Origin of the sequence: Paraglaciecola sp. 25GB23A (assembly GCF_040012495.1) — a bacterium.
Classification (GTDB): domain Bacteria; phylum Pseudomonadota; class Gammaproteobacteria; order Enterobacterales; family Alteromonadaceae; genus Paraglaciecola.
Genome location: NZ_JBDYKM010000003.1, coordinates 175911 through 202820 on the forward strand (window position 1 = coordinate 175911; position 26910 = coordinate 202820).

The 26910-nt window shown below is 41.6% G+C and carries 27 protein-coding genes and 1 pseudogene; 10 read left to right on the forward strand and 18 right to left on the reverse strand.

Going from position 1 to position 26910, the window contains the following annotated elements:
• Positions 1-3: 3 nt before the first annotated feature.
• Entirely contained in the window at positions 4-1800 is a 1797-nt protein-coding gene (locus tag ABKW31_RS08005; RefSeq protein WP_348615802.1) for a glycoside hydrolase family 9 protein, read from the reverse strand.
• Positions 1790-2455, reverse strand: coding sequence for a putative glycoside hydrolase (locus ABKW31_RS08010; protein WP_348615803.1), 666 nt, complete (start codon positions 2453-2455; stop codon positions 1790-1792). Before ABKW31_RS08010 ends, ABKW31_RS08005 begins: the two co-directional genes overlap by 11 nt.
• Before the next feature lie 275 nt (positions 2456-2730).
• Here ABKW31_RS08010 and manD point away from each other — a divergent pair, with 275 nt between their 5' ends.
• Both manD and ABKW31_RS08020 read left to right on the forward strand, forming a co-directional pair.
• Entirely contained in the window at positions 2731-3939 is a 1209-nt protein-coding gene (gene manD / locus ABKW31_RS08015) for a D-mannonate dehydratase ManD (RefSeq protein WP_348615804.1), read from the forward strand.
• Between the two features lie 16 nt (positions 3940-3955).
• The gene (locus ABKW31_RS08020) at positions 3956-4723 is read left to right on the forward strand and encodes a ThuA domain-containing protein (RefSeq protein ID WP_348615805.1); all 768 of its coding nucleotides are present in this window, start codon (positions 3956-3958) and stop codon (positions 4721-4723) included.
• Between the two features lie 328 nt (positions 4724-5051).
• On the opposite strand, the gene ABKW31_RS08025 is transcribed toward ABKW31_RS08020, so the two are convergent.
• Both ABKW31_RS08025 and ABKW31_RS08030 read right to left on the reverse strand, forming a co-directional pair.
• Complete coding sequence (locus ABKW31_RS08025) at positions 5052-5447, reverse strand: DUF3718 domain-containing protein (RefSeq protein WP_348615806.1); 396 nt, start codon at positions 5445-5447, stop codon at positions 5052-5054.
• A gap of 268 nt (positions 5448-5715) precedes the next feature.
• Entirely contained in the window at positions 5716-6075 is a 360-nt protein-coding gene (locus ABKW31_RS08030) for a DUF2750 domain-containing protein (RefSeq protein ID WP_348615807.1), read from the reverse strand.
• A gap of 141 nt (positions 6076-6216) precedes the next feature.
• Between ABKW31_RS08030 and ABKW31_RS08035 the strand changes: the two genes are divergently transcribed.
• A complete protein-coding gene (locus ABKW31_RS08035) occupies positions 6217-6603 on the forward strand; it encodes a YkgJ family cysteine cluster protein (protein WP_348615808.1) in 387 nt (128 codons plus the stop codon).
• 4 nt (positions 6604-6607) lie between these two features.
• Here the strand turns inward: ABKW31_RS08035 and yaaA are convergent, their stop codons facing one another.
• Positions 6608-7384, reverse strand: a complete 777-nt coding sequence (gene yaaA / locus ABKW31_RS08040) for a peroxide stress protein YaaA (protein ID WP_348615809.1) — start codon at positions 7382-7384, stop codon at positions 6608-6610.
• A gap of 196 nt (positions 7385-7580) precedes the next feature.
• Here yaaA and ABKW31_RS08045 point away from each other — a divergent pair, with 196 nt between their 5' ends.
• From ABKW31_RS08045 to pgi, 4 genes are all read left to right on the forward strand, one after another.
• Positions 7581-8204, forward strand: coding sequence for a DUF2799 domain-containing protein (locus ABKW31_RS08045; RefSeq protein WP_348615810.1), 624 nt, complete (start codon positions 7581-7583; stop codon positions 8202-8204).
• Positions 8205-8225: 21 nt separating this feature from the next.
• Positions 8226-8750, forward strand: coding sequence for a hypothetical protein (locus ABKW31_RS08050; protein ID WP_348615811.1), 525 nt, complete (start codon positions 8226-8228; stop codon positions 8748-8750).
• A gap of 259 nt (positions 8751-9009) precedes the next feature.
• A complete protein-coding gene (tal, locus tag ABKW31_RS08055) occupies positions 9010-9963 on the forward strand; it encodes a transaldolase (protein WP_348615812.1) in 954 nt (317 codons plus the stop codon).
• 82 nt (positions 9964-10045) lie between these two features.
• The gene (pgi, locus tag ABKW31_RS08060) at positions 10046-11689 is read left to right on the forward strand and encodes a glucose-6-phosphate isomerase (protein ID WP_348616029.1); all 1644 of its coding nucleotides are present in this window, start codon (positions 10046-10048) and stop codon (positions 11687-11689) included.
• Positions 11690-11757: 68 nt separating this feature from the next.
• On the opposite strand, the gene ABKW31_RS08065 is transcribed toward pgi, so the two are convergent.
• Positions 11758-12924 (reverse strand): alpha/beta hydrolase-fold protein, encoded by a 1167-nt coding sequence (locus tag ABKW31_RS08065; protein WP_348615813.1) that lies wholly within the window; start codon positions 12922-12924, stop codon positions 11758-11760.
• 149 nt (positions 12925-13073) lie between these two features.
• Between ABKW31_RS08065 and ABKW31_RS08070 the strand changes: the two are divergent.
• A pseudogene (locus ABKW31_RS08070) lies at positions 13074-13259 on the forward strand (IS110 family transposase); the annotation flags it as partial.
• A 233-nt stretch (positions 13260-13492) separates the two neighbouring features.
• Here ABKW31_RS08070 and ABKW31_RS08075 read toward each other — a convergent pair.
• The 10 genes from ABKW31_RS08075 to ABKW31_RS08120 all read right to left on the reverse strand — a co-directional run bounded on the left by ABKW31_RS08075 (position 13493) and on the right by ABKW31_RS08120 (position 18995).
• The gene (locus tag ABKW31_RS08075) at positions 13493-13951 is read right to left on the reverse strand and encodes a hypothetical protein (RefSeq protein WP_348615814.1); all 459 of its coding nucleotides are present in this window, start codon (positions 13949-13951) and stop codon (positions 13493-13495) included.
• Position 13952: 1 nt separating this feature from the next.
• The gene (locus ABKW31_RS08080) at positions 13953-14309 is read right to left on the reverse strand and encodes a hypothetical protein (RefSeq protein WP_348615815.1); all 357 of its coding nucleotides are present in this window, start codon (positions 14307-14309) and stop codon (positions 13953-13955) included.
• Between the two features lie 127 nt (positions 14310-14436).
• Complete coding sequence (locus ABKW31_RS08085; protein WP_348615816.1) at positions 14437-15066, reverse strand: hypothetical protein; 630 nt, start codon at positions 15064-15066, stop codon at positions 14437-14439.
• Positions 15067-15579: 513 nt separating this feature from the next.
• Positions 15580-15777: a hypothetical protein gene (locus ABKW31_RS08090; protein ID WP_348615817.1), complete on the reverse strand. Its 198-nt coding sequence runs from the start codon at positions 15775-15777 to the stop codon at positions 15580-15582.
• Between the two features lie 20 nt (positions 15778-15797).
• A complete protein-coding gene (locus ABKW31_RS08095; RefSeq protein ID WP_348615818.1) occupies positions 15798-16067 on the reverse strand; it encodes a hypothetical protein in 270 nt (89 codons plus the stop codon).
• A gap of 57 nt (positions 16068-16124) precedes the next feature.
• On the reverse strand, positions 16125-16304 hold the full coding sequence (locus ABKW31_RS08100; RefSeq protein WP_348615819.1) for a hypothetical protein: 180 nt from the start codon (positions 16302-16304) through the stop codon (positions 16125-16127).
• A 60-nt stretch (positions 16305-16364) separates the two neighbouring features.
• Positions 16365-16820 carry a type II toxin-antitoxin system YhaV family toxin gene (locus tag ABKW31_RS08105; RefSeq protein WP_348616030.1) on the reverse strand — a complete coding sequence of 152 codons (456 nt, stop codon included), beginning with the start codon at positions 16818-16820 and terminating at the stop codon, positions 16365-16367.
• Between the two features lie 20 nt (positions 16821-16840).
• Positions 16841-17173, reverse strand: a complete 333-nt coding sequence (locus ABKW31_RS08110) for a type II toxin-antitoxin system PrlF family antitoxin (protein WP_348615820.1) — start codon at positions 17171-17173, stop codon at positions 16841-16843.
• Between the two features lie 507 nt (positions 17174-17680).
• Entirely contained in the window at positions 17681-18415 is a 735-nt protein-coding gene (locus ABKW31_RS08115; protein WP_348615821.1) for a hypothetical protein, read from the reverse strand.
• Positions 18408-18995 (reverse strand): RHS repeat-associated core domain-containing protein, encoded by a 588-nt coding sequence (locus ABKW31_RS08120; RefSeq protein ID WP_348615822.1) that lies wholly within the window; start codon positions 18993-18995, stop codon positions 18408-18410. The genes ABKW31_RS08115 and ABKW31_RS08120 overlap by 8 nt, the downstream gene beginning before the upstream one ends.
• Before the next feature lie 242 nt (positions 18996-19237).
• Here ABKW31_RS08120 and ABKW31_RS08125 point away from each other — a divergent pair, with 242 nt between their 5' ends.
• Both ABKW31_RS08125 and ABKW31_RS08130 read left to right on the forward strand, forming a co-directional pair.
• A complete protein-coding gene (locus ABKW31_RS08125; RefSeq protein WP_348615823.1) occupies positions 19238-20866 on the forward strand; it encodes a cation:proton antiporter in 1629 nt (542 codons plus the stop codon).
• A 194-nt stretch (positions 20867-21060) separates the two neighbouring features.
• On the forward strand, positions 21061-21231 hold the full coding sequence (locus tag ABKW31_RS08130; protein ID WP_348615824.1) for a DUF3545 family protein: 171 nt from the start codon (positions 21061-21063) through the stop codon (positions 21229-21231).
• A gap of 218 nt (positions 21232-21449) precedes the next feature.
• Here ABKW31_RS08130 and ABKW31_RS08135 read toward each other — a convergent pair whose 3' ends face one another.
• Entirely contained in the window at positions 21450-23546 is a 2097-nt protein-coding gene (locus ABKW31_RS08135) for a PAS domain S-box protein (protein ID WP_348615825.1), read from the reverse strand.
• Positions 23543-26572, reverse strand: a complete 3030-nt coding sequence (locus ABKW31_RS08140) for a chemotaxis protein CheB (RefSeq protein WP_348615826.1) — start codon at positions 26570-26572, stop codon at positions 23543-23545. Before ABKW31_RS08140 ends, ABKW31_RS08135 begins: the two co-directional genes overlap by 4 nt.
• Positions 26573-26910: the final 338 nt, after the last annotated feature.

Below are 26910 nucleotides of genomic sequence, written 5' to 3' on the forward strand. Positions count from 1 at the left end.
ATTTTATCGAGAGGCCGAATCTGCCTGAAGGGCCGCCAATACATACACCAGCGGCGCATTCCAATTAATCGCGATTTCATTGGTAGAATAACTACAAAAATCATCCACATAAGATGCTGCTGGCATTTTGGAGGGATAAGTACATTTATCCTGCCAGCCATTTTGCGCGCCACCTGCAACAAAGCCTGGCACCGGTGCCACGACACCATCAGCCTCTGAAGGACGATGATGAATATGCAGGGGCGATTGTTGACCAAAGCCGGTCACATAGGCATAGCCTGTCGGATTGCGCCCTAAGACATAGTCACTCAAGGCCACGGCAGCATGACGAAATTGCGGATTGACTTTATGTTGATTGGCAATCAATAAGACCATTGCTTTGTTCATCGCTACCGCGTTGCTGCCCCAGACAAAATCACTTTCTATTAATGGCACCTGATAGGCAGACTCTTCTAACTGTGTGACGATCAACTCTGCTTGCTTAATTAATTTATCTGCAATTTGTTGATATTGTTCAGCAGACATTAAATCTTGCGCAAAACTGACTAGGGTGAAATAGCCCAAACCTGCAGTGCTTGCCCAATTTGCTACTTTGAAAGGTTGATCTAAGCGCAGAAATTCGTCTAAGTAGTATGGGTCTTGCGTTAAAACAAACAATTGCGCGGCAGCAAAGGCAAATTCATCAGCAAGATATTTATCGCCATAACCTCCCGTTTTCACATCATCGGGTTGCTGATAGTAAACCTCAGGATGGGCTTTGGCCCAATTCCATGCTTTAAGCGCCGCCTGGCTATATGCCGCACTTTTACCCGGATAGGCGTTTTCATAATCGCTATACACTTGGCTGGCAAAGGCCATTACTGCCGCAAAGTTCAGTGCAGCTGCTGTGCTTTTTTGTACCACATAGCGTTGCTCTATCGCCTTATCTGGCATAACGCTGCCGCTAAAATTTAAGGTAGTGAGTTTATGGTAAACCCCTCCATCATTTGGATCTTGCATGGCTTCCAACCAATCAAGATTCCATTTAACTTCATTCAGAATGTCAGGTACAGCGTCATTTGATTCTGGTATATGACCACTTCGGGTGGCATAAAAATCGCTAAATTGACGGTAAGCAAGTAGCAATGTATAGGTAGATATGCCTGAATTGACCACATATTTTCCGTAGTCACCGGCGTCATACCAGCCCTTGGGTGCTGAAATAAAAGTGCCCTCTGGACGTTGGTCTGAGGCCGCGCTCGCGTGGATCATAACTTGAGTATCTGGATGACCAACTGCCCTTGCCCATTGCCCTGCATATTCAGCACTCAAGGCCATACTTGCACGATTAAAATAATAAGCCTTAAGACTGGCATCATGTATCTCACTGTAGGCCAGCGGACTGATTGAAAACAGAGCTGATTGACGACCCTCATCTAATTCCAGTCGATAATCACCAGCCTGTGTTACCTGACTAAAATCGGCCAAACTAACGACCTCATCAGAAAGAGGCCATCGTCCCTTGTCGCGCAACTGACCAGTAAATACCACTTGTTGAGTTGCTAGTGAAAAAACCTTAAATGTACCTTGCTGCTGCTCGGTGATTACTGCAACTTTATTGTCCTGGGGAAGAAATCCAACCTGATTAATCTGTATTTTAGGGAGCTTATCGGGCGTTTCAAGGGATGCAGTAGAGGTCTCACGGGGATGTATTGCCGTTTCATTACATGAAATCAACATCGTGCTCGCAGCCAAAGCCGTGATCGTAAGTAAAGCAAATTGTTGTCTCATGATACGACTAAATCTTTTTTTATGTGGCACAGGTCGGTGCTCCTTCTGGTAATAACTCGAGCCTAATATTGGCAATTTGCAGTTCAAATTGCCCTTCAGACGCAATTAAAATAGGGCTATTAATCTTACTAAGGTCAGCCCCCTTAATCGCAAAACAATTAATCGGAATGGGAAACATAATCCATTCATCGATTTTCATTTCACGCAGCATTTTATGGATATTCATTTCTCCGCGGCACGGATAACCGCAGTCCATGCCGATAGAAACGTTTGTTTTAGGTTTTCTGATAATTTTTATTTCCATGGTTAGAGCGGCCCTATTTTCCAACTGAGTTAAATTTATGGGTGAACCATATATGGCAAACTGTCCCTTACCTTTTGACCGAGACCACTTAAGGTTCAGCGCATCACCGCTACCCTTGTAGTCAGCACGACTAATTTCAATTTGTTTTCCGGCAGACACCTTAACATCATCATTAACTGGTAAGACCCAGTTTGCCTCATCGCCTAAGGTAAGACCCCATCCGGCTATTGGCTTACCATCAAAAAAATAAAAATAATTGGCGTTCAACTCTTTTGACTGAACGACTACCGATACTAGAGATAACAAGGCGATAGTGAGACCAACCGCAGCTCTTGGCAAAACCTTGCAGCTAAACCAGGAAACGTTCTTTTTTACCGTCATTGCAAGCACCTATATTTCATTTTTGAAGCCTGTCATCATCATATTTTTCAATACCGCACAGTCCTTGTTTATCCAGCAACTGCGCACTTGTTATGTTGATGTTACAAAATAGTCCGCTCAATCCATCATTACATTATGTTGTTATAGTCTTACGTTTATGTACTTAGGGGTATTGAGTTGGCCACTTTTAAGCAAAAATACACCTTATTCCAACCTCGATTTGGTTTTTTCGCCCAAGTGAAGTGGCAACAATTTATTAACAGGAGACACTATAGATGAAAATTCGGGCTGCTCGAGTCATAGTGACTTGCCCCAGTAGAAATTTTGTTACCCTTAAAATCGAAACAGAATGTGGACTTTATGGCGTCGGTGATGCCACATTAAATGGCAGAGAATTGGCTGTCGCCAGTTATTTGCAAGATCATCTTATTCCTTGCCTGATCGGCAGAGATGCCTCACAAATCGAAGATATTTGGCAATTTTTTTACAAGGGTGCCTATTGGCGACGTGGTTCTGTCAATATGACAGCCATCGCAGCTGTCGATGTGGCACTGTGGGATATAAAAGCTAAAGCAGCGAATATGCCGTTATACCAATTGCTAGGTGGTAAAAGTCGTCAGGGGATTCTGGTTTATGCTCACGCAAACGGGCGTGATCTTGAAGAAACTGTGGATGAAGTGGGACGCCACATCGATATGGGCTACAAAGCCATTCGTGCTCAATCGGGCATTCCAGGACTAGATGGCACTTATGGGGTGTCTAAAGTCAAAGGGGTTTACGAACCTGCGGATGCTGACTTACCTTCGGAAAGTTTGTGGTCGACCAGCAAATATTTAAACTTCATTCCGTCCTTGTTTGAAAAACTACGTGAGCAATATGGCGACGAGCCCCATCTGTTACACGATGTACATCACCGCTTAAGCCCTATTGAAGCCGCACGATTAGGTAAAGACTTAGAGCCTTATCGTTTATTTTGGATGGAAGATGCTGTGCCGGCTGAACTGCAAGAGGGCTTTAGGCTAATCCGCCAACATACCACTACCCCTATTGCAGTGGGTGAAGTGTTTTCATCAATCTACGATTGTCAGCAACTCATTACCGAGCAATTAATTGACTATATTCGCACAACAATTGTGCACGGCGGGGGTATTACTCACCTAAAAAAAATAGCCGCTTTAGCCGATTTATATCATGTCAAAACGGGGTTTCACGGAGCGACAGACTTGTCGCCTATTACTATGGGCTGTGCCTTGCATTTTGATACTTGGGTACCTAACTTTGGAATTCAGGAACACATGCAGCACACTGAACTGAGTGAAGAAGTGTTTCCTCATGACTATCACTTTGAGCAAGGCTACATGATGATTGGTGAAAAACCGGGCCATGGCTCGGATATTAATGAAGAATTGGCCGCGAAGTACCCCTACAAAAGAGCATATCTACCCATCAACCGTCTTGAAGACGGTTCAATGTTTAATTGGTAACAAAAGGAATAAAATTATGAAGATAAAAAATGTGGTCTTGTGGTCTGCCTTAATTCTCAGTTTGTTTAGTGCACGTCTGCTGGCTGAACAATTTAAGGTATTGATTTTCAGTAAAACTGCAGGGTGGCATCATACGTCTATCAATGAGGGAGTGACGGCCTTAAAGGCCATGGCAGAAAATCACCATTTCACGGTGGATTGGCAAGAAGACGCCAATTTGGTTAACAGTGAAAATTTAGCCAAATTTGATGTCGTGCTCTTTTTACAAACCACCGGCGATATACTAAACGAACAACAGCAACAGGCGCTGGAAGGCTTTATTCAATCAGGTAAGGGCTTTGTTGGGGTGCACAGTGCCAGCGATACTGAATATGACTGGCCGTGGTTTGGTAAATTAGTCGGTCGACACTTTCATATTCATCCACAGATTCAAACGGCACGTTTATCTGTCATTAACACCTCATTTCCGGGCTTGGAGTATTTTCCTGAAAATAGCCTGTGGACAGAAGAGTGGTATGAATTTGGTGAAGAATTAAGCCCTAATTTAACTTATCTATTGAGTGTGGACGAAAGTACTTATGATCCTAAGGCCGATTGGGGCCGAGTTAAAGGTGACGGTATGGGCAAGTTTCATCCCGTATCTTGGTACCAAAATTATGATGGTGGGCGCTCTTTTTATACCGCTTTAGGCCACATGGGGGTTTCTTATAGCAATAAAGCGTTTATCGAACATCTCTATGGCGGCATATATTGGGCAGCCACGGGCAAAGGCATGAAGGAGTAAACTGCTAGTAACTAGGTTCTAGTTGCTAGTTGCTAGATTCTAGCTTTGAGCAAGGTTGATAAGATTAAGCTAGGAGTCGCACATAAAAAAACGGCCTCAATTGAGGCCGTCTTCTTAGGAGAAGGTGTTACGCTTCACCCACCATGTTGAACTGTAGAGCAGCGACGAGCCATTAGCATCGAGCTGCGAGCTAAAGTCTAAAAGACCTTGGCGTAATTCTGTGGTTCGACAGCTGCGAGTAGCGAGCTACGAGTGGCGAGCTAAAGATAAGACTAAAACGCTTTATTCTTTTGCTCGTGGCTCGCGGCTAGAAGCTCGCCGCTATCTTTTAAATTCTTTCGTTAAGGGCTGCCACGATAGGTGAGCTGTCTAAGCCTTTTTCTGTGGCCCATGCAGAGATGGTTTTACCATCTGACTCTGGTGAGCTTAAGTCGCCCTTAGGCATCTTTTTAACCATCAAGGTACCTGTTTCAACTGCGTTGTTTAACATCGCGGTGCGGATTAAGCTTTCGCCGCCACAAGAGATACCTGAGTAATAATCTTGTAGTTGTAAACGGTAGTCAGACTGGACCATTTTCATTTTTTTGCGTAATTCGCCTTTATCGTCAGCTTTAACGATAGTACAGATATTTTGTAGTGCTTCGTTGATATCGGCCTTGGCGTGTCCAGCAACAATGAAAGAAGCGGCGGCTAAAGCGATAGAAGTTTTAACGATTTTCAACATGGTCAATTCCTCAATACAGTTTTAATTAGTTAGGGTTTAGTTTAAAACGTTGCCTGATAGTTGCCGCGTTTCGATGGAGCTATTAAAGCCTAATTGAACTGATTAAAAAATCTACGAGGTGATACTTAGGTATTGGCTTGCATAACAAAGAGCGAGTAACGGGCCAAGCATGAAGATTGCGCCAAAGACGTAATTGAAATCCTCGAAAAAAGCAAAAGCAGCCTAAGCTACTTTTTAACAATGCAAAAATGCTGCGCTTACTAGAGCGTTAAAGACGTTCTATTTCGGCTAACTTTTGACTAAAGTCAGCCAATTCTAATTCTAGGTATTCGTCTTCACCTTGCCAATTAACCCCAATCACAATGTTATCTTGCGCTAAGTCTTCAACCCAAAACTCTAACCAGTCACCAACACTAATTTGCACTGGTATATAGTCTTGCCACTCGTCAATACAATGACTAGTAGCCAGTGCATTATTAGACCACAAGGGCATAACATCGGTATTTTCAAAATTAATTGAATCTAAAATAACCCAACCTTCAGACGTCTTATCTTGCAAGGCCCAAAATGTTTGGCTTAACTTAGCTTCGGCTAAAAAAGTAGAAAAATGCGTATTATTGTCTGTCATGAGTGACTAATCGTTGTTTAGTTATAGCTACATATCATACGGAGTATACTAATCAGTAACAATGCTAAAACGTTGAATAAACTGAGGTGTGTGGCGCACAATGTTGTATGCTGAGACCTTCTGACGCTAATTCAAGTCAATATGAAAGAATGCACACAATGTGGAAAATGCTGCACCAAATATAGCGATGGTGGTTTGTCAGCCAGTGATGATGAAATAAACATGTGGCAACTCTTTCGACCAGACATTGCTGAGTATGTCAAAGCTGGGCTGATTTGGATGAGTCCTCAGACCGGAAAGCAACTGAGTTTATGTCCTTTTTTACGCAAAGTCCCTGAGCAAAACATTTATACCTGCGATATTTATTTCGACCGCCCCGATGATTGTAAATCTTACCCCGTAACGATTAAGCAGATGCTCAACGATGAGTGCGAGATGCTTGAAGAAGATGACCTCAAACATCCCGCAAAAGCGCAACGCGCGCTAGACAAGCTGATGGCAGATAGCCGTCCTGCCTTCGATAAGTGATGGCTTAATTCACTTCTGCTCGACTGAATACCAGCTCTGTTGCAGTACTTCTGTTTTCATCAAAACCATAACCTGCAACATCAAACTCTTTTAATTGAGCCACTTCAGCAACACGCTGTTGAATAATAAAACGTGCCATCAAACCACGGGCTTTTTTAGCAAAAAAACTAATGACTTTGTATTGCCCCTTTTTACAATCTAAAAAGGTAGGGGTTATAATTTGTGCATTGAGTTTTTTAGCTTTGACTGATTTAAAATATTCATTCGAAGCAAGATTCACTAATACGTTGTCACCTTGCTTTTTAATGGCTTCATTTAGCACCAGAGTAATTTTGTCATTCCAGAATTGATAAAGGTCTTTGCCGCCTTGATTTGCCAATTTTGTGCCCATTTCAAGACGATAAGCCTGCATCAAATCGAGCGGTTTCAATACCCCATACAAACCAGAGAGAATGCGTAAATGTTGTTGGGCAAAGGACATATCTTCAGCAGAAAAACTACCTGCATCTAAACCACCATATACATCACCGTTAAAGGCAAGTACCGCCTGCTTGGCATTATCTGGCGTAAATGGAGTTTGCCAACTCGCAAACCGATCGGCATTTAATCCCGCCAGTTTGTCGCTGATTTTCATCAGGGAACTAATATTAGCGGGGCTTAAGTCTCGACAGCGTTCTATCAGCTCAGCTGAATCCTCCAACAGCTGTGGCTGGGTAAAATCATCCAGATGAGCAGGCGTCGAAAAATCGAGATTTTTGGCGGGAGACAATACAACTAACATAAACAATCCTTAAGGCAAAAGCAGGAGCAGATATAAGGGGTACGACACAAATTACAAGTTGGATGTTACAATTAATCCTTGTTAAGCCCCTCATTGCCATCCAAAATAGCAGTTCACCGAGTATTCAGCTTTGATTAATCTTAATTAGCTTATAAATGCTCTTAAACTCCTAACCCTTTGCTCAATAGGGATAACGATGTTCAAACTGACTTTTATTATTTTTGGCCTAAGCCTAGTGCTAAGTGGCTGCGCCAACATGAATAAATCCATGTGTTTAAGTGCCGACTGGCAAAACATAGGCTTTGAAGATGGCGCTGCTGGTAGGCCGCAAACTGAAATTGCTCAACACCGAAAAGACTGCGCTGAACATGGCGTAAGCCCAGATTTGAGCGCTTATCGTCAGGGCCATGACGCAGGTTCAATGCTTTTTTGTACTAATCAAATGGGTTTTAGACAAGGCAGTGCAGGTAAAACATACCAAAACAATTGTCCTGAATCGTTGGCTCCAGCCTTTTTGGCCGGTTTTCGTGATGGCGAGGCCATGTTTGCCATTAAGTCAGTGCTAGATGAAGCGAACAAACGTTTAGCCAGTAATGCTGAACAAATTGACAGCGTACAAGCACAGCTTGAACAACAAAATGAACTTATCATTGCGGATGGCTTGATACGCGAAGAGCGTTTAAAAATCAGACAAGATATAGAGTTGCTCAAAAGCACCCTAGACGATCTTTACCTACAGCAAGAAACACTGCAGCAACAGTCACAAGAAGCACAAGTTGACTTGGTGCGCGCCGCCCGTCGATTTGCTCAATATAACTAATTCATTTTACAAGGAATATTCGTGAAAAAAAGCCTGCTGTTATTGTCAGCCCTAATGTTGTGTTTTACCACGCAGGCTAAAACACCAGAAGGCATGAGTATATTTGTTAAACACGAAATTAACGCCACAGACAAGATCAGCAGCGTGGGCATAGCACAGCGTATCCGTTTTGCGTATAGCGATATGGGTGCAGAAGCCACCACCAATATTAGTTATGCTGAGGTCATAACTGAGGAAGGCTATTTAGAAGAATTTATGGCTTGGGAAGTGGGGGTAAAATTTGGCTATTTCTCAAATATCTCTGTTTATGTCGAAGCGGGCATCGATCTGTCTGAAAGCTTATTAAACGACAATCGTAATGATGATTGTTGTTACGACTACTACGACCAGCATAATAGTCCAGACGGCTATGCCGGAGCAGGTATTGGCTTTCAATTAAATAGAGCTCGCATAGAATTCTCTGCACGAGCACGTAAAATCGACAGTGAGTTTTGGCAAAGTGAAGCCTATGTGTTTTATGGCGCCCAATTGACCTTACAATTTTAAGCCCCTATCACTCGGCCTTTTCTTGGTATTACGACTCTTTATCTTGTATTTATCTTTGTTAGTTAATCAGTGGGTTTTACTGGCGTCTGTCACTCATCGGTTATAATCTATGGCCTGATTTAAAAATTTGTCATAGCAACAATCGGTTTAGCCATAAAAAGCTAACGTTCTAAACATATAGTATTCATCTTAATTCTTTGCATAAACCCTGTTTTTTGTAAAGATAACACCGTTCAAGACGAGCACTTACGAGGATCTCATGTCAAATCAGTTACAAGCATTACGCGCGATTACCACAGTGGTAGCAGATACCGGCGATATTGAAGCTATAAAGAAATATCAACCCGTGGACGCCACGACTAACCCTTCTTTACTGCTAAAAGCAGCCGAGATGCCTCAATATAAAACCCACTTAGAACAAGCAGTAGCGTGGGCTAAAGAGCAATCTAGCGATTCTGAGCAGCAAATAATTGATGCCGGTGACAAATTGTCGGTCACCATCGGTACCGATATTGTCAATATTGTACCTGGCCGAATTTCTACCGAAGTTGATGCGCGTTTATCTTTTGACACTGAGGCCAGTATCGAAAAAGCCCACAAATTGATTGCCCTATACAAAGAAGCGGGTATCGAAAAAGAACGTATTTTGATTAAACTCGCCTCTACTTGGGAAGGTATTCGTGCCGCAGAACAACTTGAAAAAGAAGGCATTAACTGCAATCTGACCTTGTTGTTTGGTTTTTCTCAGGCTCAAGCCTGTGCCGAAGCTGGGGTGTTTTTGATATCACCCTTTGTTGGTCGTATCTTAGATTGGTATAAAGCCAAAACAGGTAAAGCCAGTTATGCACCTTCGGAAGATCCCGGTGTACGCTCAGTCACTAAAATATATAATTTCTACAAACAGCATGGTTACAAAACTGTCGTCATGGGCGCCAGTTTCAGAAATACCGATGAAATCACTGAACTAGCCGGTTGTGACCGTTTAACTATCGGTCCAGGTCTACTTGAAGAGCTTTCACAAAATACAAATCCACTGCCGCTTAAATTAAAAGACAGTGGCGCGACAACTACACCAGGACCGCGTTTAACTGAAGCCCAGTTCCGCTGGGAAATGAATCAAGACCCCATGGCAACTGAAAAGTTATCTGAAGGTATTCGCAACTTTGCCATTGACCAAGTCAAACTGGAAACCTTGCTTAGAGGCTACTTCTAAGCCTAAACTTACATTACATAAAAAGCGTCTACCCTAGGCGCTTTTTTATTTGTTCAAACTCAAACAAGATGAGTCTCTTATTATGACAGCACTAACGACGTCGCCAGCATGGCAACAACTCTCTGAGCTTGCTCAACAAGTAAAAACACAACATATGCGCGATTGGTTTGCTGGTGATCCTAAACGAGCTGAAAAATACACCACTGCCGTTTGCGGCATAGAACTCGATTACTCAAAAAATCTCATCAATACAGAGGTATTAGCCGCCCTGCAGCAACTAGCAAAAGACTGCCAAGTTGAGCAAAAACGCCACGCCATGTTTGCTGGTGAAATCATCAATCACACCGAAAAACGTGCGGTCTTACACACCGCACTGCGCAACTATTCAGGTAAAGCTGTGTTGGTTGATGGGCAAGACGTGATGCCAGAAGTGCAAGCCTGCCAACAAAAAATCAAATCCTTTGTCGCCAGTGTGCATAGTGGTGAGCGCAAAGGCTATACGGGCAAGGCCTTAACTCAAATTGTTGCTATTGGTATCGGTGGTTCGTTTTTAGGCCCTAAAATCATGTCTGAAACCCTCAAGCCTTATTGGTTCGCAGGGGTAAAAGTGCACTATGTGGCTAACGTCGATGGTTCTCATATTCACGATGTACTGAGCGGACTGGATCACGAAGAAACCCTAGTGGTGATGTCATCTAAATCCTTCACCACCCAAGAAACCCTGCAAAACACCCTGAGCGCCAAAGCCTGGTTTTTAAAGGCAGGTGGCAGTCAAGCAGACATTGCTAAACACTTTATAGCGGTTTCATCAAACATCAAAGCAGCCACCGAATTTGGTATGGCAGAAGACAATATATTCCCATTGTGGGATTGGGTCGGCGGTCGTTATTCACTCTGGTCAGCCATTGGCTTGCCTATCGCCTTAACAATTGGTTATGCCAACTATGAAGCCTTACTGCAAGGCGCATATTCGATGGATGAGCATTTTCAAACGGCACCAGTTGAACAAAATCTGCCGATGATTTTGGCACTACTTGGTGTGTGGTATACCAACTTTTTTGATGCCCAAAGTCATGTATTGTTGCCTTATTACCACTATATGCGCGGTTTCCCAGCTTATGTGCAACAACTCGATATGGAAAGCAACGGCAAGCGTATCGCCGGTAGTCATACTGTGGTCGACTATGCTACGGGCCCTACTATTTGGGGCAGTGAAGGCACCAATGGTCAGCATTCATTCCACCAACTTATTCACCAAGGCACAGTATTAGTGCCTGCTGACTTTATGTTGCCACTTAGCGTAGAGAATCAAGATAACACTCATCATGCCATGTTAGCGTCAAACTGTTTTGGCCAAACTCAGGCCTTGATGCAAGGTAAAACCTTTGAAGAATGTAAGGCTGATTTAGCCGGTAAAGGCTTAGCTGAATCGGCACTAAACTCCTTGGCTACACATAAAACCATGCCGGGTAATAAACCCAGTAATACCCTCTTGTTCGATAAGATGGACCCTCACACCTTGGGCGCCTTAGTGGCGTTGTACGAGCACAAGGTCTTTGTGCAAGGCGCAATCTGGGGCGTAAACTCTTTCGACCAATGGGGCGTGGAACTAGGCAAAGAATTAGGCAATCAGGTTTTAGACAAATTAGTGAATAGCGATGCAGCACTTAACTTTGATGCCTCAACCAACCAATTGATTAGTAAATTCAGAAAAGCTAACCCTTAATTGGTCCGTTCAAAGGGACGATAGACAGATAGTTTCTCGTCCCTTTACTTGGTTTGTTAAGTTTGAATTTAATCGCTGCTTTGTATCGATTGTTGCAAGGTTGCCAATTGATTTTTAAGAACGGTATATCTGCTGTCTGTTGTATCAACTAAGCCTAAGGCCTTTTCCATTAGTTCACTTGCTCGCACAAAATCCCCCTGATTTCTCGCCACTCTTGAAAGGCCAATAAATGCATTAGGTGAACTAGGATAGTTACGCAAATTGAGTTCAAATAGTGCGCTAGCCAAATCGGTGTTATCAGTAACATCAAGGACTTCGTATGCCGCACTATTTACTTGTGCTTCTTCCGGAACAACGGCATATCCCAATCGGCTAGAAAGCGATTGATAGAACGCCTCTACCGCAGGAATGCCTTGCTCCACAAGAGGAAGAGTTAATTTCCAGTTTCCAAATAAATGCCGGAATGCTTTGAATTGACCTATTATAGGTGTTGTAAAGTGCGTCTCCTCAGGTAACTCATCTGCTGTCCAACTCAATTTTTCCGACGAATCGTTTAAAATAGTTGTAACCGTGTGAAACGCATCAAGCACTCGGGCCTGCTCTGCACCAACATTCATATAAAAATACACATTACTCGTTCGCTTCTTTGCCACGACACTATTTAGCGTTTTGAACAGTTCTGGACCGAGAAATCGTAAACTTGGACTAAACGCAAATCTTGCTTGGAAAGCGTCAGGGTCGACGATTAAACTGTATGTAGCGAATAAACCACCCAGTGAATGGCCAGCTAACATGTTGTAATTATTGGTTTTATAATTCTGATCTATAAAGGGTCTTAACTCTTCGACAAGAAAGCTTAAAAAAGCATCTGCTTTACCCGAATTCTCGACACCCGGAAACATTTTTGGTGTTAAATCTCTCATTCTATTTGTACTATCAACACTGACAATGATAAGGGCTGGCATTTCTCCATAGACCTGCAATGTTTTGGCTATACCGGCAGTATGTGGGAGTTGCTGCCTACCATCTAACACATATAAAACAGGATATGTCACCCCCAAGTTATCAGCGTAATTTTCAGGCAAGGTCACTGTTAAATGTCTGGATTCTTGCAACTTATTTGAAAAAAAATCATGGTCTATTTCTTTTCCCAGCGCTGATGTCGCTGTCGCTATAACAGCAATAGAAAAAAAGATAATGACGACTAAAGTATTACTAAAAAATTTTCTATCCATAACCTTATCCATTTAAGACCAAGCCAGTTTCAACACACGATAGCAGTGTAGCTCAATAATGATTCGAGTCAGAATTAATCAGACACCCATTGTAAAAACTGCAAAAACGCTCGGTTACCCATTTGTTATCATGGGCGTCTCTTTAATTGGGCATTGGTATTATCAATGCGTCCGCGTTGTTGGCCTCTATCGACAAAGGCCAAGCCTTCAATAACCCCAAAGAGTTTGCCGTGTGGTTGGGGCTGACGCCAAAACAACATGCCTCCGGCAACATGAATAAAATGGGCGGCATTACCAAGCGCGGTGACCGCTACCTGCGAGAATTAATCAGACACCCATTGTAAAAACTGCAAAAACGCTCGGTTACCCATTTGTTATCATGGGTGTCTCTTTAATTGCTAAAAAAACGCGAGGGCGAGGCGATGTAGGTTGGATTCAAATCGGTTCAGCTCGAACTTTAGGTTGGTAACAAAAAGCCCCACCAGATAACTGGAGGGGCTTAAAAAAAGAAGGAGTCTAAGTTATACTTAGAAACTCAAAATTTTTGGAAGGCATATTGTCTATCGCATCAGAAACAAATTTCAATTTTATTAGAATCTATCTTCCCGCTCCAAAAAGTCACCCCCTTCCCAAACATACCATCCCAAAGCTTTTCGTTTTCAATAAGTGGAACCTGATAAGTTGCCCATAAATGATAACATTCTCCATAAGGTATTTTATACCATTCAGGCAATGTAATCTTTTGGGAAACACTCATATTAGGTTGAAGTCTAACATAATCCCAATTAGTATCTATTCGACTGTGATCTACTCCTAAATTTATTGGTTCAACGCCCCCCTTAAACTTAAAGAAAAGATAATATTCATATTCAAGTATGGTTGGCATATAGACACTCATAGCTGAATTATTAAGTAAAGAGACCCTAATTTCAGAATCTGTAATTTTACTCAGTTCTAATTTAAGTCCAGATGTCACACTTGCAAAACAACAAGAACTAACTAAAGACATTATTAGAAGTAACTTCATTTTAATCCTGTTTGTTATCATAGTCTCTCGCTTCCCTAAAAGTACGAAGATCTGAACCATATACAGCTTTTTCATATTCTTTACCTTCTTCGATTCCGCCATCCTTTTTATAATTATCACCATTTGCAAAATCAAGTGCGTGAACAACTTTGTGTTCAACAGTTGAGTCAAGAAGGATTTGGGCACCCTTCTGTCCATCTTGGAAAGCAGCCAAAAGAACATCAATAAGTATAATGCCATTTGGTTTTAATGGATCGAATTGACCAAGATCTTTGGTTAAAGGCTGCATCGATACTGTTAAACCTGAATTAGGAGCAAAAGCGTCGTTTACCATATTACTAATTAAGGCGACACCCATTGTAAAAACTGCAAAAAAAGATTTTGATTACCAATTTATTATTATGTCTGTCTCTTCAATTCCGAAATTACTCATTGGTGATAAAAGTCCCGCTACTGGAAAGCTTTGGATTCAACGTAACCAAGTATCACACCAGCTTAAAAGCTTCCTTGAATTCAACATATTCTTGATCAACAGTTCTGCCTAGGGCTGGATAATCAAACATATTAACTGTATACATTTGTTTGTCTCGAATAATTGCAATCGATCTATGCCTACACAGAGCCTCTTTATCTTCTTGTTGATGAATAAAGGTCGATACATACTCAGATGCTTCACATCCCGATACGGATAATAGTTGTGGTGGCACCACAAATTTATAATTCATTAACGCTTTTGAGTATGTGTCAGCCAGAGTTGATACAAGTTCCTGTAAATTTTCGCCGTCCAACAACTCAAAGTTTTCGACATAAATTGTAATAGAAGGTGAAAAAGTAACTCCTGAAGATTCTGGGTACTGGCAGATCATCGCAATAGGATCATCTCCGCTTTTCAACTTTTCAGTTGTGTCACTATCCAGTAATTGTTGTTTTACCTTAATGTCTGCAAAGGCTTCAAGTGATAGAAAATGCCACCCGCTAGGCTTTTTATAAGCGAGGCCAAGCGCCCTATTAATGTATAAATCATTGCTAACGATGATAGCTTGAAGTGGGGTTGATGCTGCGGTGGCGATTACAGCTCCAAAGAGCTTTAAAAATTCGCGCCTTCCTATTCCCATTAGGTAAAGTCATTTAAGGCATTTTTATCTATAATTCTGACACCAACATTAACACATACTTTGAAAACAACTAAAAGCCTAAATACATTCTCCAATTTTTACAGAGAATAAGCCCGTTCCTATTTTTACTTCTTAGTTTCACATAAATTTCTTATTTTCATTTGAAGCTCTAGCAAATTTAGGTACCCAAAAAAGCCTCGTTAAAACAAAAAAAGGCACAATTGATAAAGCTATCAAAAAACTTAAAAAATAAATTGAAATCAGTATGAGAAAACCTCCAACAACATATTCAAATATGTTGTACAGAAATTTTGCATCTTTACTTAAACTTGAATATCTGTGGCAATTTTCGCAGTGAGTATTGCCATTGACTGAATTCAACAAAGAATCAAAAACCTTGATCCCATTTTTTTTGCAACTATTACATTTTATTTTTATCATGAGGCTATAAACTCCCTATACCTAAAGCTGTTAGCCTTGATTCAACTGACGTTGAGGGTAATTCTATGATTATTACTTAAACAGATTTGGATTTAATTTACCAAATGCAAATGTAATAGCACCTGCAACTACTAATACATCAAATAGACTTATCCAAAACTCAGTAACCCCAAAGTAGACAAGCACATATTCACATAAACGTAAAAATACAACCACAGTAACAGTCAAAAACACAGTGAAAGTAGTAGTGCCTATAGTCAGTTTTGTCATTATTCTATCGCCTCTTAACCTTACGAACTGCGAAAAAAAACGCAATCAATAACAATTTTCCAAGGTTCAGGACCCGATATCTCAGAGGAATTATCTGCATTGTTCAAATCATGCACTCTTTTACTTGCTCCGACCATTCTGTCAGCCAAACCTACATCACCTATTATTCCTGCGCCTGCTCCGATAAAGCCATCGACTATTAACGGAACCGCTAAGTAAATAAATTTTCTATCCGGACCAGTATATTTATAGTGGCTATTTTTATCATCTAAATAGTGGTTGAACGACATAGAATTAAGCAGACACCATTGTAATAACTGTAAAAATCCGTCTATTTATATGGCTTGTTAAAGTTCCATTAACACTATCTTGGCCATTAGGATATGCAAACTTGTAAGGGTTATTATTCGCATATTTATATCAATTGAACCCATGCACACGATCACCAGACTTAATTGTCCATTTGTGGCAACAGGATCATTCGAATAAAACCGCCCAATCACTGGATCATAGTATCGTGACTGCATATAAAATAATCCGAAATACGATCCAGAGTATTTTCTTTTGAAAAAGAAGGCATTAGATATTTAAGGCGAGAATGGCGCGTCCTTGGCAACTTTTAAAAGAGCATCCCAGTCATCCGGGGGATTACCCGACTTTAGCATCCTCGCGAACACTTTGTAAGTATCCGTCTTACTGTCATAGGCTCGCTTATTTCCTTCATCATTGACCCAAGCGTAAACGATAATTTTGGATTCGAGGTGGTATCGAAAAAACAGTCGGTACTGCTGAAAAAACTTGGCCCGAAACCAATGCTTATTATTATCGCCTAATGTCTTCCCTTGTCGGTAATCCGGTAACGTTGGGTCTTGAGGAATAATATTACAGGCCAGCTTATAAATAGCCGCTAACCGTTTAGTGTCATTTTTCTTGGTGTAACCTTGGGGATCTTTTGTCTTTAAAACTTCTACTTTAGCTTTGAGTGCTAGATACTGCTCAGCAAAAAGAGGATGGGTGAATAGCGTCCAACCATTTACCACCATCGGATCATTATCAGGCAAGTTTATTCGTCCTCATTAGACAGCGGTGCATCGAAGTCAATATGGACATCCGCAACCAACGATGCCACGCTCTGACGCATACTGGCCGTCAGTGGTTGCAGTTTTTCAGGATGCTTCTGCATATCAACAGCCAAAAAGGATAAAAACTGGTCAAGCACAGGATCACCTTCCACTGCTTCGACGCGCTGCATCAGCACACTGCCGTCAGATTGGATGACGTATTTAATCTTATCTTTCTTACCCAAATGTAACGCCTGACGAACAGGGCTTGGCACCGTTGTTTGGAAACGGTCTGTTAATGTTGACTCTGCTTCTAAAGCAATTTGTGTAAGCATAGTGATCTCCACAAGTTAAACTTAGCTAATAGTGGTTATTTTAAGCGCAAAAGAGAGGTAATGCAAATGCATTACCTCTCTTAGAGAGCTGAATTAAATAGACACCCATTGTAATAACTGTAAAAAAGCTCGGTTATCCATTTGTTATCATGGGTGTCTTTCTAATTCAAACTAATTAAACAGACACCCATTGCAATAACTGTAAAAAAGCTCGGTTACCCAATTGTTATCATGGGTGTCTTTTTAATTCTGTATCGTGCCTGCATATAAATTAGTACGGACTACTAACACTAATTAATGATGATAATTTTTAATTAATACAGTGGGTTACAGCATAGCTTTAGGAGGTGGATTTGCAACCCCCAATGCTGGATAAAACAAAGCCCCGCGAGGGCGAGGCTTTGGATTCAAAAAAAGATGGGAGTCCTTGTAAATTCCTGTAAATTGTCCCTTTAGATTGGTGCAAAATGTAGTCAAATTATGTTGGGTGCCCTTTTTAAGCTGCTTTTAATCTTTTATATTATTTTCCGAAATACACTTCTCTTTGAAATACTCATTTAATATGTGATCTGAAGGCAATTTATACATATCGAACTCTAAAGCTTCTGAAATATAACAATTTGAAAATTTAATTTCCTTCTCCCAAAGTTCTATTTTCGAAAACAAATTTGCAGCTTCTTCGAGGTTGTCCTGAAAATACTTTATGCTTTTTAAATAAGAAATGAATTGAAAAGTTTCGAACGGAATATCATCTGCCTCTAGCTGAAAAGCCGTTGCCAAATTATCGATGACCAACGAGTTATTTGCCTTAGTTTTTGGCTCGAAGGCCATTATTTGAAGCGCTTTAAACAATGGTATTTGATATCGATAGGAGCTGTTTTGCTTACTGTATGCTTGTAGGAGTGACATTCCTAATGCTCGTTGGGTTTTAGAATCTAATAGGCTTGAAACCCTAGCAAGAGGCTTTAGGGTTTCAGTTCTTCCCAAAATATAAGCCTCTGCCCACAGCTCGATTGCAGTATCAGTATCACCGCTAAAATACTTGCAGCTTCCAGCATTTGTAAGTTGGGCAGCCATACCAGCATTACGAACCGACAGTTCAACGTGAAATTGAGCCAATTCACAATATGGTGTTGGAGGGTTCCAAGGAGAATGAAACCCTCTAGTTATTTGCTCATTTCCATTAACATTAAAAACGACAAGTCCCAATATTATAAAGGTTGTGAAAAATATTTTAATCATTTTTTATCCCCTCAATTAAATCTTTAATTTCCTGTGATACTGGCGGAATAACTAAGTCAGGATCAGGGTGACTCTTGCCATTCTTAGGGAATCCACAATACTGTATACAAGCGCTTGTTGTTGCAAGAGATACTATTAATCGCTTTGTAGCAAATGTGAGAGGTGTCTTCTCAAGCTTACCACGAGCGCCTTCGAGCAAATCTATATAGCCTTGTGCATTTGCTTTGCACTTCTCATATACAGCATTTCTCGCACAACCACTTTGAGAAAATTGATCACCCCTGCTGGGTAGTGGGGGTAAATCTTGGTCAGGTAAAACTTTAGACACAATATTCAATGCATCAGCCTGCTTTTTAGATTTTTTAGCTTTATCTTCAGCGTCACACCCAGTCTGCTTACCCCTTTTCCTTTCAAACTCCTTCCCAGTAGCCGTTCTCGACGCCATTCCAGTCGGATCTATATACTTATATGGATTATTATTCGCATAAGCATAGCGATGAAAGCTATGCACATCACGGAATCCAACAGGATCATTCGAATAAAACCGCCCAATCACTGGATCATAGTATCGTGCCTGCATATAAATTAACCTGACAATATTACGAGTCGAAAACACTCCGAACGAAGGACCAGTAACTCAAAGGGTACGTTAGACTATTTCATATGGTTTTTCAAAGAGGGCTAACATTGACTGGGCAATAGAATGATTGGACTTAGTAGCAAGCAATGCTTATTCTACTTATAATCTAAAAACTAATTAAACAGAAAAACCAACTCTTTTTGTTATAACTTTGTTAAAGTTCTCAGGACTGCACGGCGTTTATGGACTCTATTCTTCCCATCATTTTTATCTCTCTGGCTATTGCCACTGTGCTTAATATCATCTTAAAAAAATTCGCTATATCGCACATCATTGGCTACATCATCACTGGCACTATCATTAGCACTATTTTTGATTTTAATGGCAGTGAAAATCTGAGTTCTTTAGAGTTAATCGGTGAGTTTGGCATTGTCTTTTTGATGTTTACCATCGGCTTAGAAATGTCTTTTGCCAAACTGAAAAAGATGCGTGAAATTGTATTTATTAATGGTACAAGTCAGGTAGTACTGAGCGCGCTGGTTATCTACCCCGTTGCTCATTATATCTTTGCCCTCGACGCCACTTCATCCATCATTATAGCTTTATCTTTTAGTTTGTCGTCTACCGCAATCGTGCTGACTTACCTGAAAAAATCAAAAGATATAATCACCCCCTATGGCGAGAAATCGGTGGCCATTCTGATTTTTCAAGACTTAGCAGTGATACCGATTTTATTATTGATTAGCTTCTTAGCTAACAACGAGCTGTCTATGCAGGAGATCTTGCTAAAGACCTTGTTATCAGCCTGTGTCGTCATTTTATTTATGTTTACCCTGGGTAAAAAGCTGATTGAGTGGCTATTGCATTTTTCTACTAATGCCAAACTTGAGGAGCTGTTTTTAGGCTCGGTTCTATCCATTGTTATCGGGGCCTCTTTGCTTGCCCACGAAATGGGTTTCACTTACTCACTGGGCGCCTTTATCGCTGGTATGATCATTGCTGAAACCCATTATCATGTAAAAGTTGAATCGGATATCGCCTCTTATAAAGACATTTTGCTCGGCGCGTTTTTCTTCTCTATTGGCACCAAAATCGATATTTACTATTTTTACCAAGAGTTCTTTTTAGTCTTAGCGGTATTGCTGTTGGCGATGTTAGTCAAAGCCCTGATTATTTTTTTGGTTATTCGGCGTAAAGCCAACAAGAGTGATGCGATTAAATCTGCTATCGCTCTTTGTCAAATTGGTGAATTTTCTTTTGCCATTTTTTCCCTCGCCACCAGCCAACATATTATTAGCGAAGAGTTAGGCAGTTTTCTGATCCTGGTCACGGTGCTGTCGATGATCATCACACCCTTTATGGTCAATAATATTTATAAGTTGGCCTCCTATTTTGTGGTCGAGTTTTTTGAATCTGACAAAATCACCCCAATAGCGGCTAACAATCACATTATAATTTGTGGTTTTGCCATCGTAGGGCGCATTGTCGCTAGTGAGTTAAGCAAAGAAGGTAGAAATTTCGTCATTATTTCTGACAACTTACAACACGTCTTACTTGCCCGAGAACGGGGCTATATGGCCTACTTTGGCCATTTAGAAAAACTCCCTGTACTTGAGTCTCTCAAGGTTGAGCAGTCGGCTAGTGTTATCATCACCATGAATACCTTGTTGACGAAAAAAATCATTTGCCAAGCCGTACTCGATTATTACCCTCAGGCTAATTTAGTGGTCAAAGTTAACAGTCGTGACGAGCAACTGGCTTTGTCAGGCTTAGCTATTCACTCTTTTGTGCATGCTCGCCACGAAGCCGCCTTATTACTGGTGAAAAAAAGCATAGAGACCAGTACTGATCAACCTCTTCCTGCGGAATGAAAATTTTCAGCATAGCTCGGTCTAACGTAACAAATAATTCACTTACGCTTAATAAAAAATTCAACTATCTATTCTATTCTAAGCCTAGTTATGGTAAAAGAGCAGTGAGCTTTTATCGCAGAACTGCGGAAAAGTTCATCGATTTCAATATAATACAGTGACTATTGCGCTAAAAATAATAATGGGGATGCCAAATGGATAAGTCCGATTTATTTTCAATGATAGATACAGAAAACCGCTCCGCTAAAACTAAATCAGCAAAACGAAAATGGAGAGAGATCGAAGCCATTCATGACCGTCAAAGACTAAGACAAGAATTGAGTGAGTTGGGCATGACACCGGAAGATGAATTAGAGTATATATAATTCATACACCAAAAAGCTTCGCTACTGCGAAGCTTTTTTTTTACCTACCGATACTACTGTTATTATTCGCCAATTAGTTCTGAACTTGTGTCATAAGTTAATAGGCCCATCAATTAAGTGCTCATTTGTGCTAATAAAATTAAGGCGTGTTACTCGCTTATCAATGTAGTTTGTCAGCCAAACCAGCGCACAAATTGCAAAAATCGAACTGGAGGCTCTTATAGTTCTGTGTTCAAGACCTCTCTAACTTTAGTCGTCAGTGCTTCAAGCGAAAACGGTTTTTGTAAGAAATGAGAACCTTGTTCAAAATTAGCTTGTTTGCCAAGCGCACTGGCAGCATAGCCCGACATAAAGAGTACTTTTAGCTGAGGGCAAAGGGCTCTTAATTTAAGGGCCAGATCGATACCATTGATCTCAGGCATCACGACATCGGTCACTAATAGATCAATCTCACACAAGTGCTCACGAAGCAGGGCTTCGGCAATAATGCCAGAGGGCGCGGCCAGCACTGTGTAGCCGCTATTTTCCAGCATAGCGGTTTCAACTTCGAGTAACATTTCCTCATCCTCGACCAGAAGTATGGTTTCAGTCGCCTGAGAAATTGGCGCTGGCTTGCTTTTTGGGTCGCTGTCTTCGACGGTCTCTACTCTGCGAAAATAGGTATTGAATGTGGTTCCCTGTCCGGGTTGGCTAAAAACGTTAATAAAGCCGTCGTTCATTTTAACGGCACCAAAGGTGAAGGACAGCCCTAAACCCGTACCCGAACCAGGCGCTTTAGTAGTGTAAAAGGGTTCGAATATATGCTTTATCGTGGCTTGATCCATGCCACAACCATCGTCGCTCACAGAGAGTTTTACATACTCGCCTGACGGAACATTATAGGCTTTATTTGCCTCATCGTTCTCATCTAATATGCAGTTGCTTACACTAATAGAAATGATCCCAGAGCCAGCAATCGCGTCGCGGGCATTAATACATAAATTAACCAAGACTTGATCAAGTTGAGTCGGATCCACTTTAACCGGCCAGAGGTTTTCCCTTGGCTGCCACGCCAATTGAATACTCTCGCCTATCAGGCGATTCAGCATATCTATCATGGCTGATACTGAGCCATTTAAATTCAGTACTTTGGGCTCAATGTTTTGTTTACGGGCAAAGGTGAGTAGTTGCCGAGTAAGCTTAGCGGAATGAGTGGCAGCTTTAGTAATCGCTTCTATATGCTTTATCAGCGGATGACTTGGTGGCAACTTGCTCATGACCAGTTCTGCCTGCCCAAGAATCACGCCCAACATATTATTAAAATCGTGGGCAATACCGCCGGCTAGATTGCCAATCGCTTCGGTTTTTTGCGCTTGATGGAGTTGCTCAGTTAAGCTGATTTGCTTAGCTTCCTCGTTTTTCTGGCTGGTGATATTTTCAATGATGGCAATAAAATAATCCGCTGCATTATTGCTGTCTTTTACCAAACTCATGGTGACATTGACCCAAACGATGTCACCACTACTATTTAAACAACGCTTTTCATTCGAGTAGGTGCTGATCTCATTATTAATAAGCTGATTAAAGGCGTTTTGATACATGCCTAAATCTTCTGGGTGGGTCATATCTTGAAACGTTTTACTTAAGAGCTCTTGTTGCGAGTAGCCGACAATAGCGCACAGTTTTTTATTCACCTCCAACCATGATCCATTTAGACCTATCCGCGCCACACCCACCGCGGCTTGCTCAAAAACGCTACTAAACTTGCTATTACTTTCCTGCAACTGAGCTTGTATTTGTTTATTGCGGGAAATATCGGTTACCGTTAACCAGTATTCGCCCTCGTCCATAGCAACCACTTGCAGCAGTCCCCAGAAAATCCCTTTGTCGGCTCGTACCAGACGTATTTCAAAATGCTGGGGCATATCCGATGCAACACACGCTTGAAGCTTGTCATAGAAAATAATCCGGTCTGCTTTTAGCAGTATTTTGTTGACTGGCGTTTTAACCAACTTCTTACGATCCATGCCCATCATACCGGCAGCGAACAGATTGCATTCCTGAATTAATAGATGTTTATCAAGGGTCAAATAGCCAACAGGCGCTAAATCATAGAGATCAAAATAACGGGCCTGCGACACTTCTAGTTGCTGCTGGGCAGTGCGCAGCTCTTCATTTTGCATTTCTAACACGACCTGATGCACCTGCAGCTCATGCAGCAGTCGCTGGGGATCTGAAGCATGAGCAGTTAGTGAGTCTGCATCTTCGTTGGATTCAAGCAATCGTTCAGCGCGTTGGTGCAGCTCTTGATCCGTTTGAGTGGGTCGCTCTGTCATGCTTTAAGCTTCCGCCCTAGACTTTTTTTATTATGTCGCTCAGTGGTCGCAATGGCATAAACTTCGCCCGTCTTATTGATTAGTCCTGTGGCGGTCAGCCATACGTCAATAACCAAACCGTCTTTAGTTAGACGTTTGGTTTCATAGGTTTCTAGAATCTCTTTTTGACTTAACTGCTTGATACGACTTAACTCTTTCTTGTGTAAGTCGGCGGGTACTAGTTTGGCGATATTGAGCGCCAAGGCCTCTGTTTCACTCCACCCATATAATTTTTGTGCCGCCCCATTCCAAGCCATAATGTTACCATCGAGATCCTGCAGTAAAATGGCATCATTGGCATCGCGCACCACTGTTGCTAAACGCATTTGATCGTTGGCTTTTTTAAGTGATATCTCTGCCTGTTTCTGTTCAGTAATGTTGATAAAATTAATTACCGCTCCTTCTATCCGGTTATCGGTGGTGCGATAAGGCAGCATACCAAGCATGTAATAGTTACCGTCTATAGTTTGTACTTCAAGCTCTCGAGGGATAAGGCTATGCAACATCGACTGCAAGTCATTCTCTAGCTGATTATAAACGCTTATAGTTGAGGTAAAGTTTTTTAAGGGGCGACCAATATCTGACTCAATCAGACTAATGATCTTGGTTAAGCCCGGGGTGAAACGCAATATTTTAAGCTCTAAATCGACAAATATGGTGGCAATGCCGGTCCCAACGATAAGATTGTTCATATCGTTACTGAGATGCGACGACTCAAGTGCTTTGTTTTGTAACTCTGCGTTGGTCGTGGCTAGCTCTTCGTTCACCGACTGCAGCTCTTCCTTAGAAGTCTCGAGTTCTTCATTGGTCGATTGCAACTCTTCATTGATCGACTGTAGCTCTTCGTTTACTGATTTAAGCTCTTCGAAGGCCGCTTGTTGTTCTTCGCTGACACTTTGAATATAGCTGTCTTTTTCCAGCAAGGCTTGTTCAAGCTTGACTATCTGTGCATTACTATCGGGACTTACACTCGTGGTAGAAACATTTGTCGAACTTTCAAGCTGGCTTGCTGCTTCTTCTAATACAACCATAAACAGCGTGCTGGCAGATTCTGCAGCAAGGCCAGCCTCTACGGGACTGATAGTTAGATTAATCGTGCTGAAATGAGCATTAGTTTTAACCCGCAAACTTGAGCGGCGCACAATAGTATTATCTAATGCCGCTTGGTGTAATGCGACCACTAACTCAGCTTGTAAGCCTTCACGCGCCATTTTCAAGATATTATAAGAATCGAGCCCACCAGTAACGGGCTCCAAATACATTCCAGCTCGACCATGTAGATAGAGGATATCACCCTTACGGTTGACTAAAACACCCGCTTGAACCACTTGTTGTAGTAGCGCTTTTTCAGCCAACTCTTGCAGAGAAACATTGTATGGCAACACTTTTGGGTTGCTCTGCCGGGCTGTTGCAATAAGCGGCAAAGACAATGCCAATGAGGGATGTTTAGCGATATGACCATCGGTTTTACGCTGATACAATTTTTGTTTACGATCCAGCATAGTAAATAACGTAGTCATCTCACCAATAGTTTCAGACGTACCTAAAAACAAAAAACCACCCGGATTTAAAGCAAAGTGAAACAAGGAAATCATTTTCTTTTGCAGTGTTGGCCCCATGTAGATCATCAGGTTACGACAACTGATCAGATCGAGTTTAGAAAAGGGTGGGTCTTTAATAACGTCTTGTTCAGAAAAAATAATAGTATTGCGAATTCGTTTTTGAATACGATACGTCTTGGTTTTAGCATCAAAACTAAAATAACGCTCTAAACGAGCTGGTGTTACATTTTTGGCTATACTTTCTGAGAAAAAGCCTTGCCGAGCCTGCTCAATCGCCAGTTGATTAATATCGCTGGCAAATAGTTGCACCTTAAATCCGCTAGGAAGACCTTGATGAGACAGTGACTCGAGCTTTTCCTGTAGCAAAATGGCAATAGAATAAGCTTCTTCGCCGGTAGAACAACCACACACCCAAACGCGTAATTCACTGCCGCTGTCTTTGTTGTCAAACAAGCCTGAATCGATCACTTTCTCAAGTTCGGCGAATGCTTCAGGATCGCGGAAAAAATCCGTTACCCCAATCAACAAATCGCGAAAAAACATCTCAGTTTCTTTTGGCGTCTGCTGCATATATTTAACATAGCCATCAAGCTTTGCGATTTGATGCACAGCCATCCGCCGTTCAATGCGCCTAATAATAGTACTTTGTTTATACCCAGAAAAATCATGGCCGGTCTTGTCACGTAACAACACAAATAACTTTTTCAATAAACTATCAGTTTGGGGTTGCGGATTAATGTTAGGTACCCGTGGTCGGCTAAAGGCATGTGCAGTGAAGGCAAGTAATTGCGCCGCCATGTCCTCGGGCGGCAATACATAGTCTACTAAGCCAGTATCGATGGCGTTTTTTAGCATGCCATCAAAACCGCAAGATTCTAAGCTCTGCACCATGGCCATACCACCCTCACCTTTAATCTCACGCAGGCCAAGCGTACCATCACTTCCTGTTCCAGAAAGAATTATACATATCGCCTGTTCATGCAGATCTTGGGCTAAAGAGCGAAATAAAAAATCGATGGGAAAACGATGGCCTCGAGGTGCCACTGGTTCAAGTAATTGCAATGTACCATCAATAAAAGCCATGTTGCGGTTGGGCGGAATAACGTAAACACAATTTGCCTGCACCGTGACGCCATCTTCAACTTCAATTACAGTCATGGGCGTATATTGCTGTAATAATTCTGTCAGGATACTCTTGTGATCTGGCGCAAGGTGCTGCACGAGCAAAAACGCCATATCCATACTTTTATCGGCAGGCATGCCAGAGAAAAAAGCACCAAACGCCGCCAAACCACCGGCAGAAGCTCCAATACCAATAACTGGGAAACTGCCTTTTACCGGTATGTTCGAACTCAATTTAGGATCGCTGCCGACTTTTTCAGTTTTCAGCGGATCTGTGGGCTGCTTGTTCTTCTTGCTTGTCATGCATTGCTACCTAGTGATAACTGAAAATACAATGAACTGATAATCACTGACCAGCACTTGTCTGATTTCGAATATTGAAAAGTCTTAAATAAAAAACGTTATGTTAAAGTTTGCGCAACGCATACCCATAATTGAGTAATCTGACTGACTTTAGTCCTACTTACTTTAAAACTAAAATCAGTCTAAACCCATCTCGCGCATCTTTCCAATCAAAAATAGTCAATCGATTGCTCAAAGCTAACCACTCCGTTGCGGAGCAAATTCCTACAAGATCATAGATTATAAATGAGAAAATTAATGAGACACCCAATGTAATCATTGTCATACCTTTCAAAAAT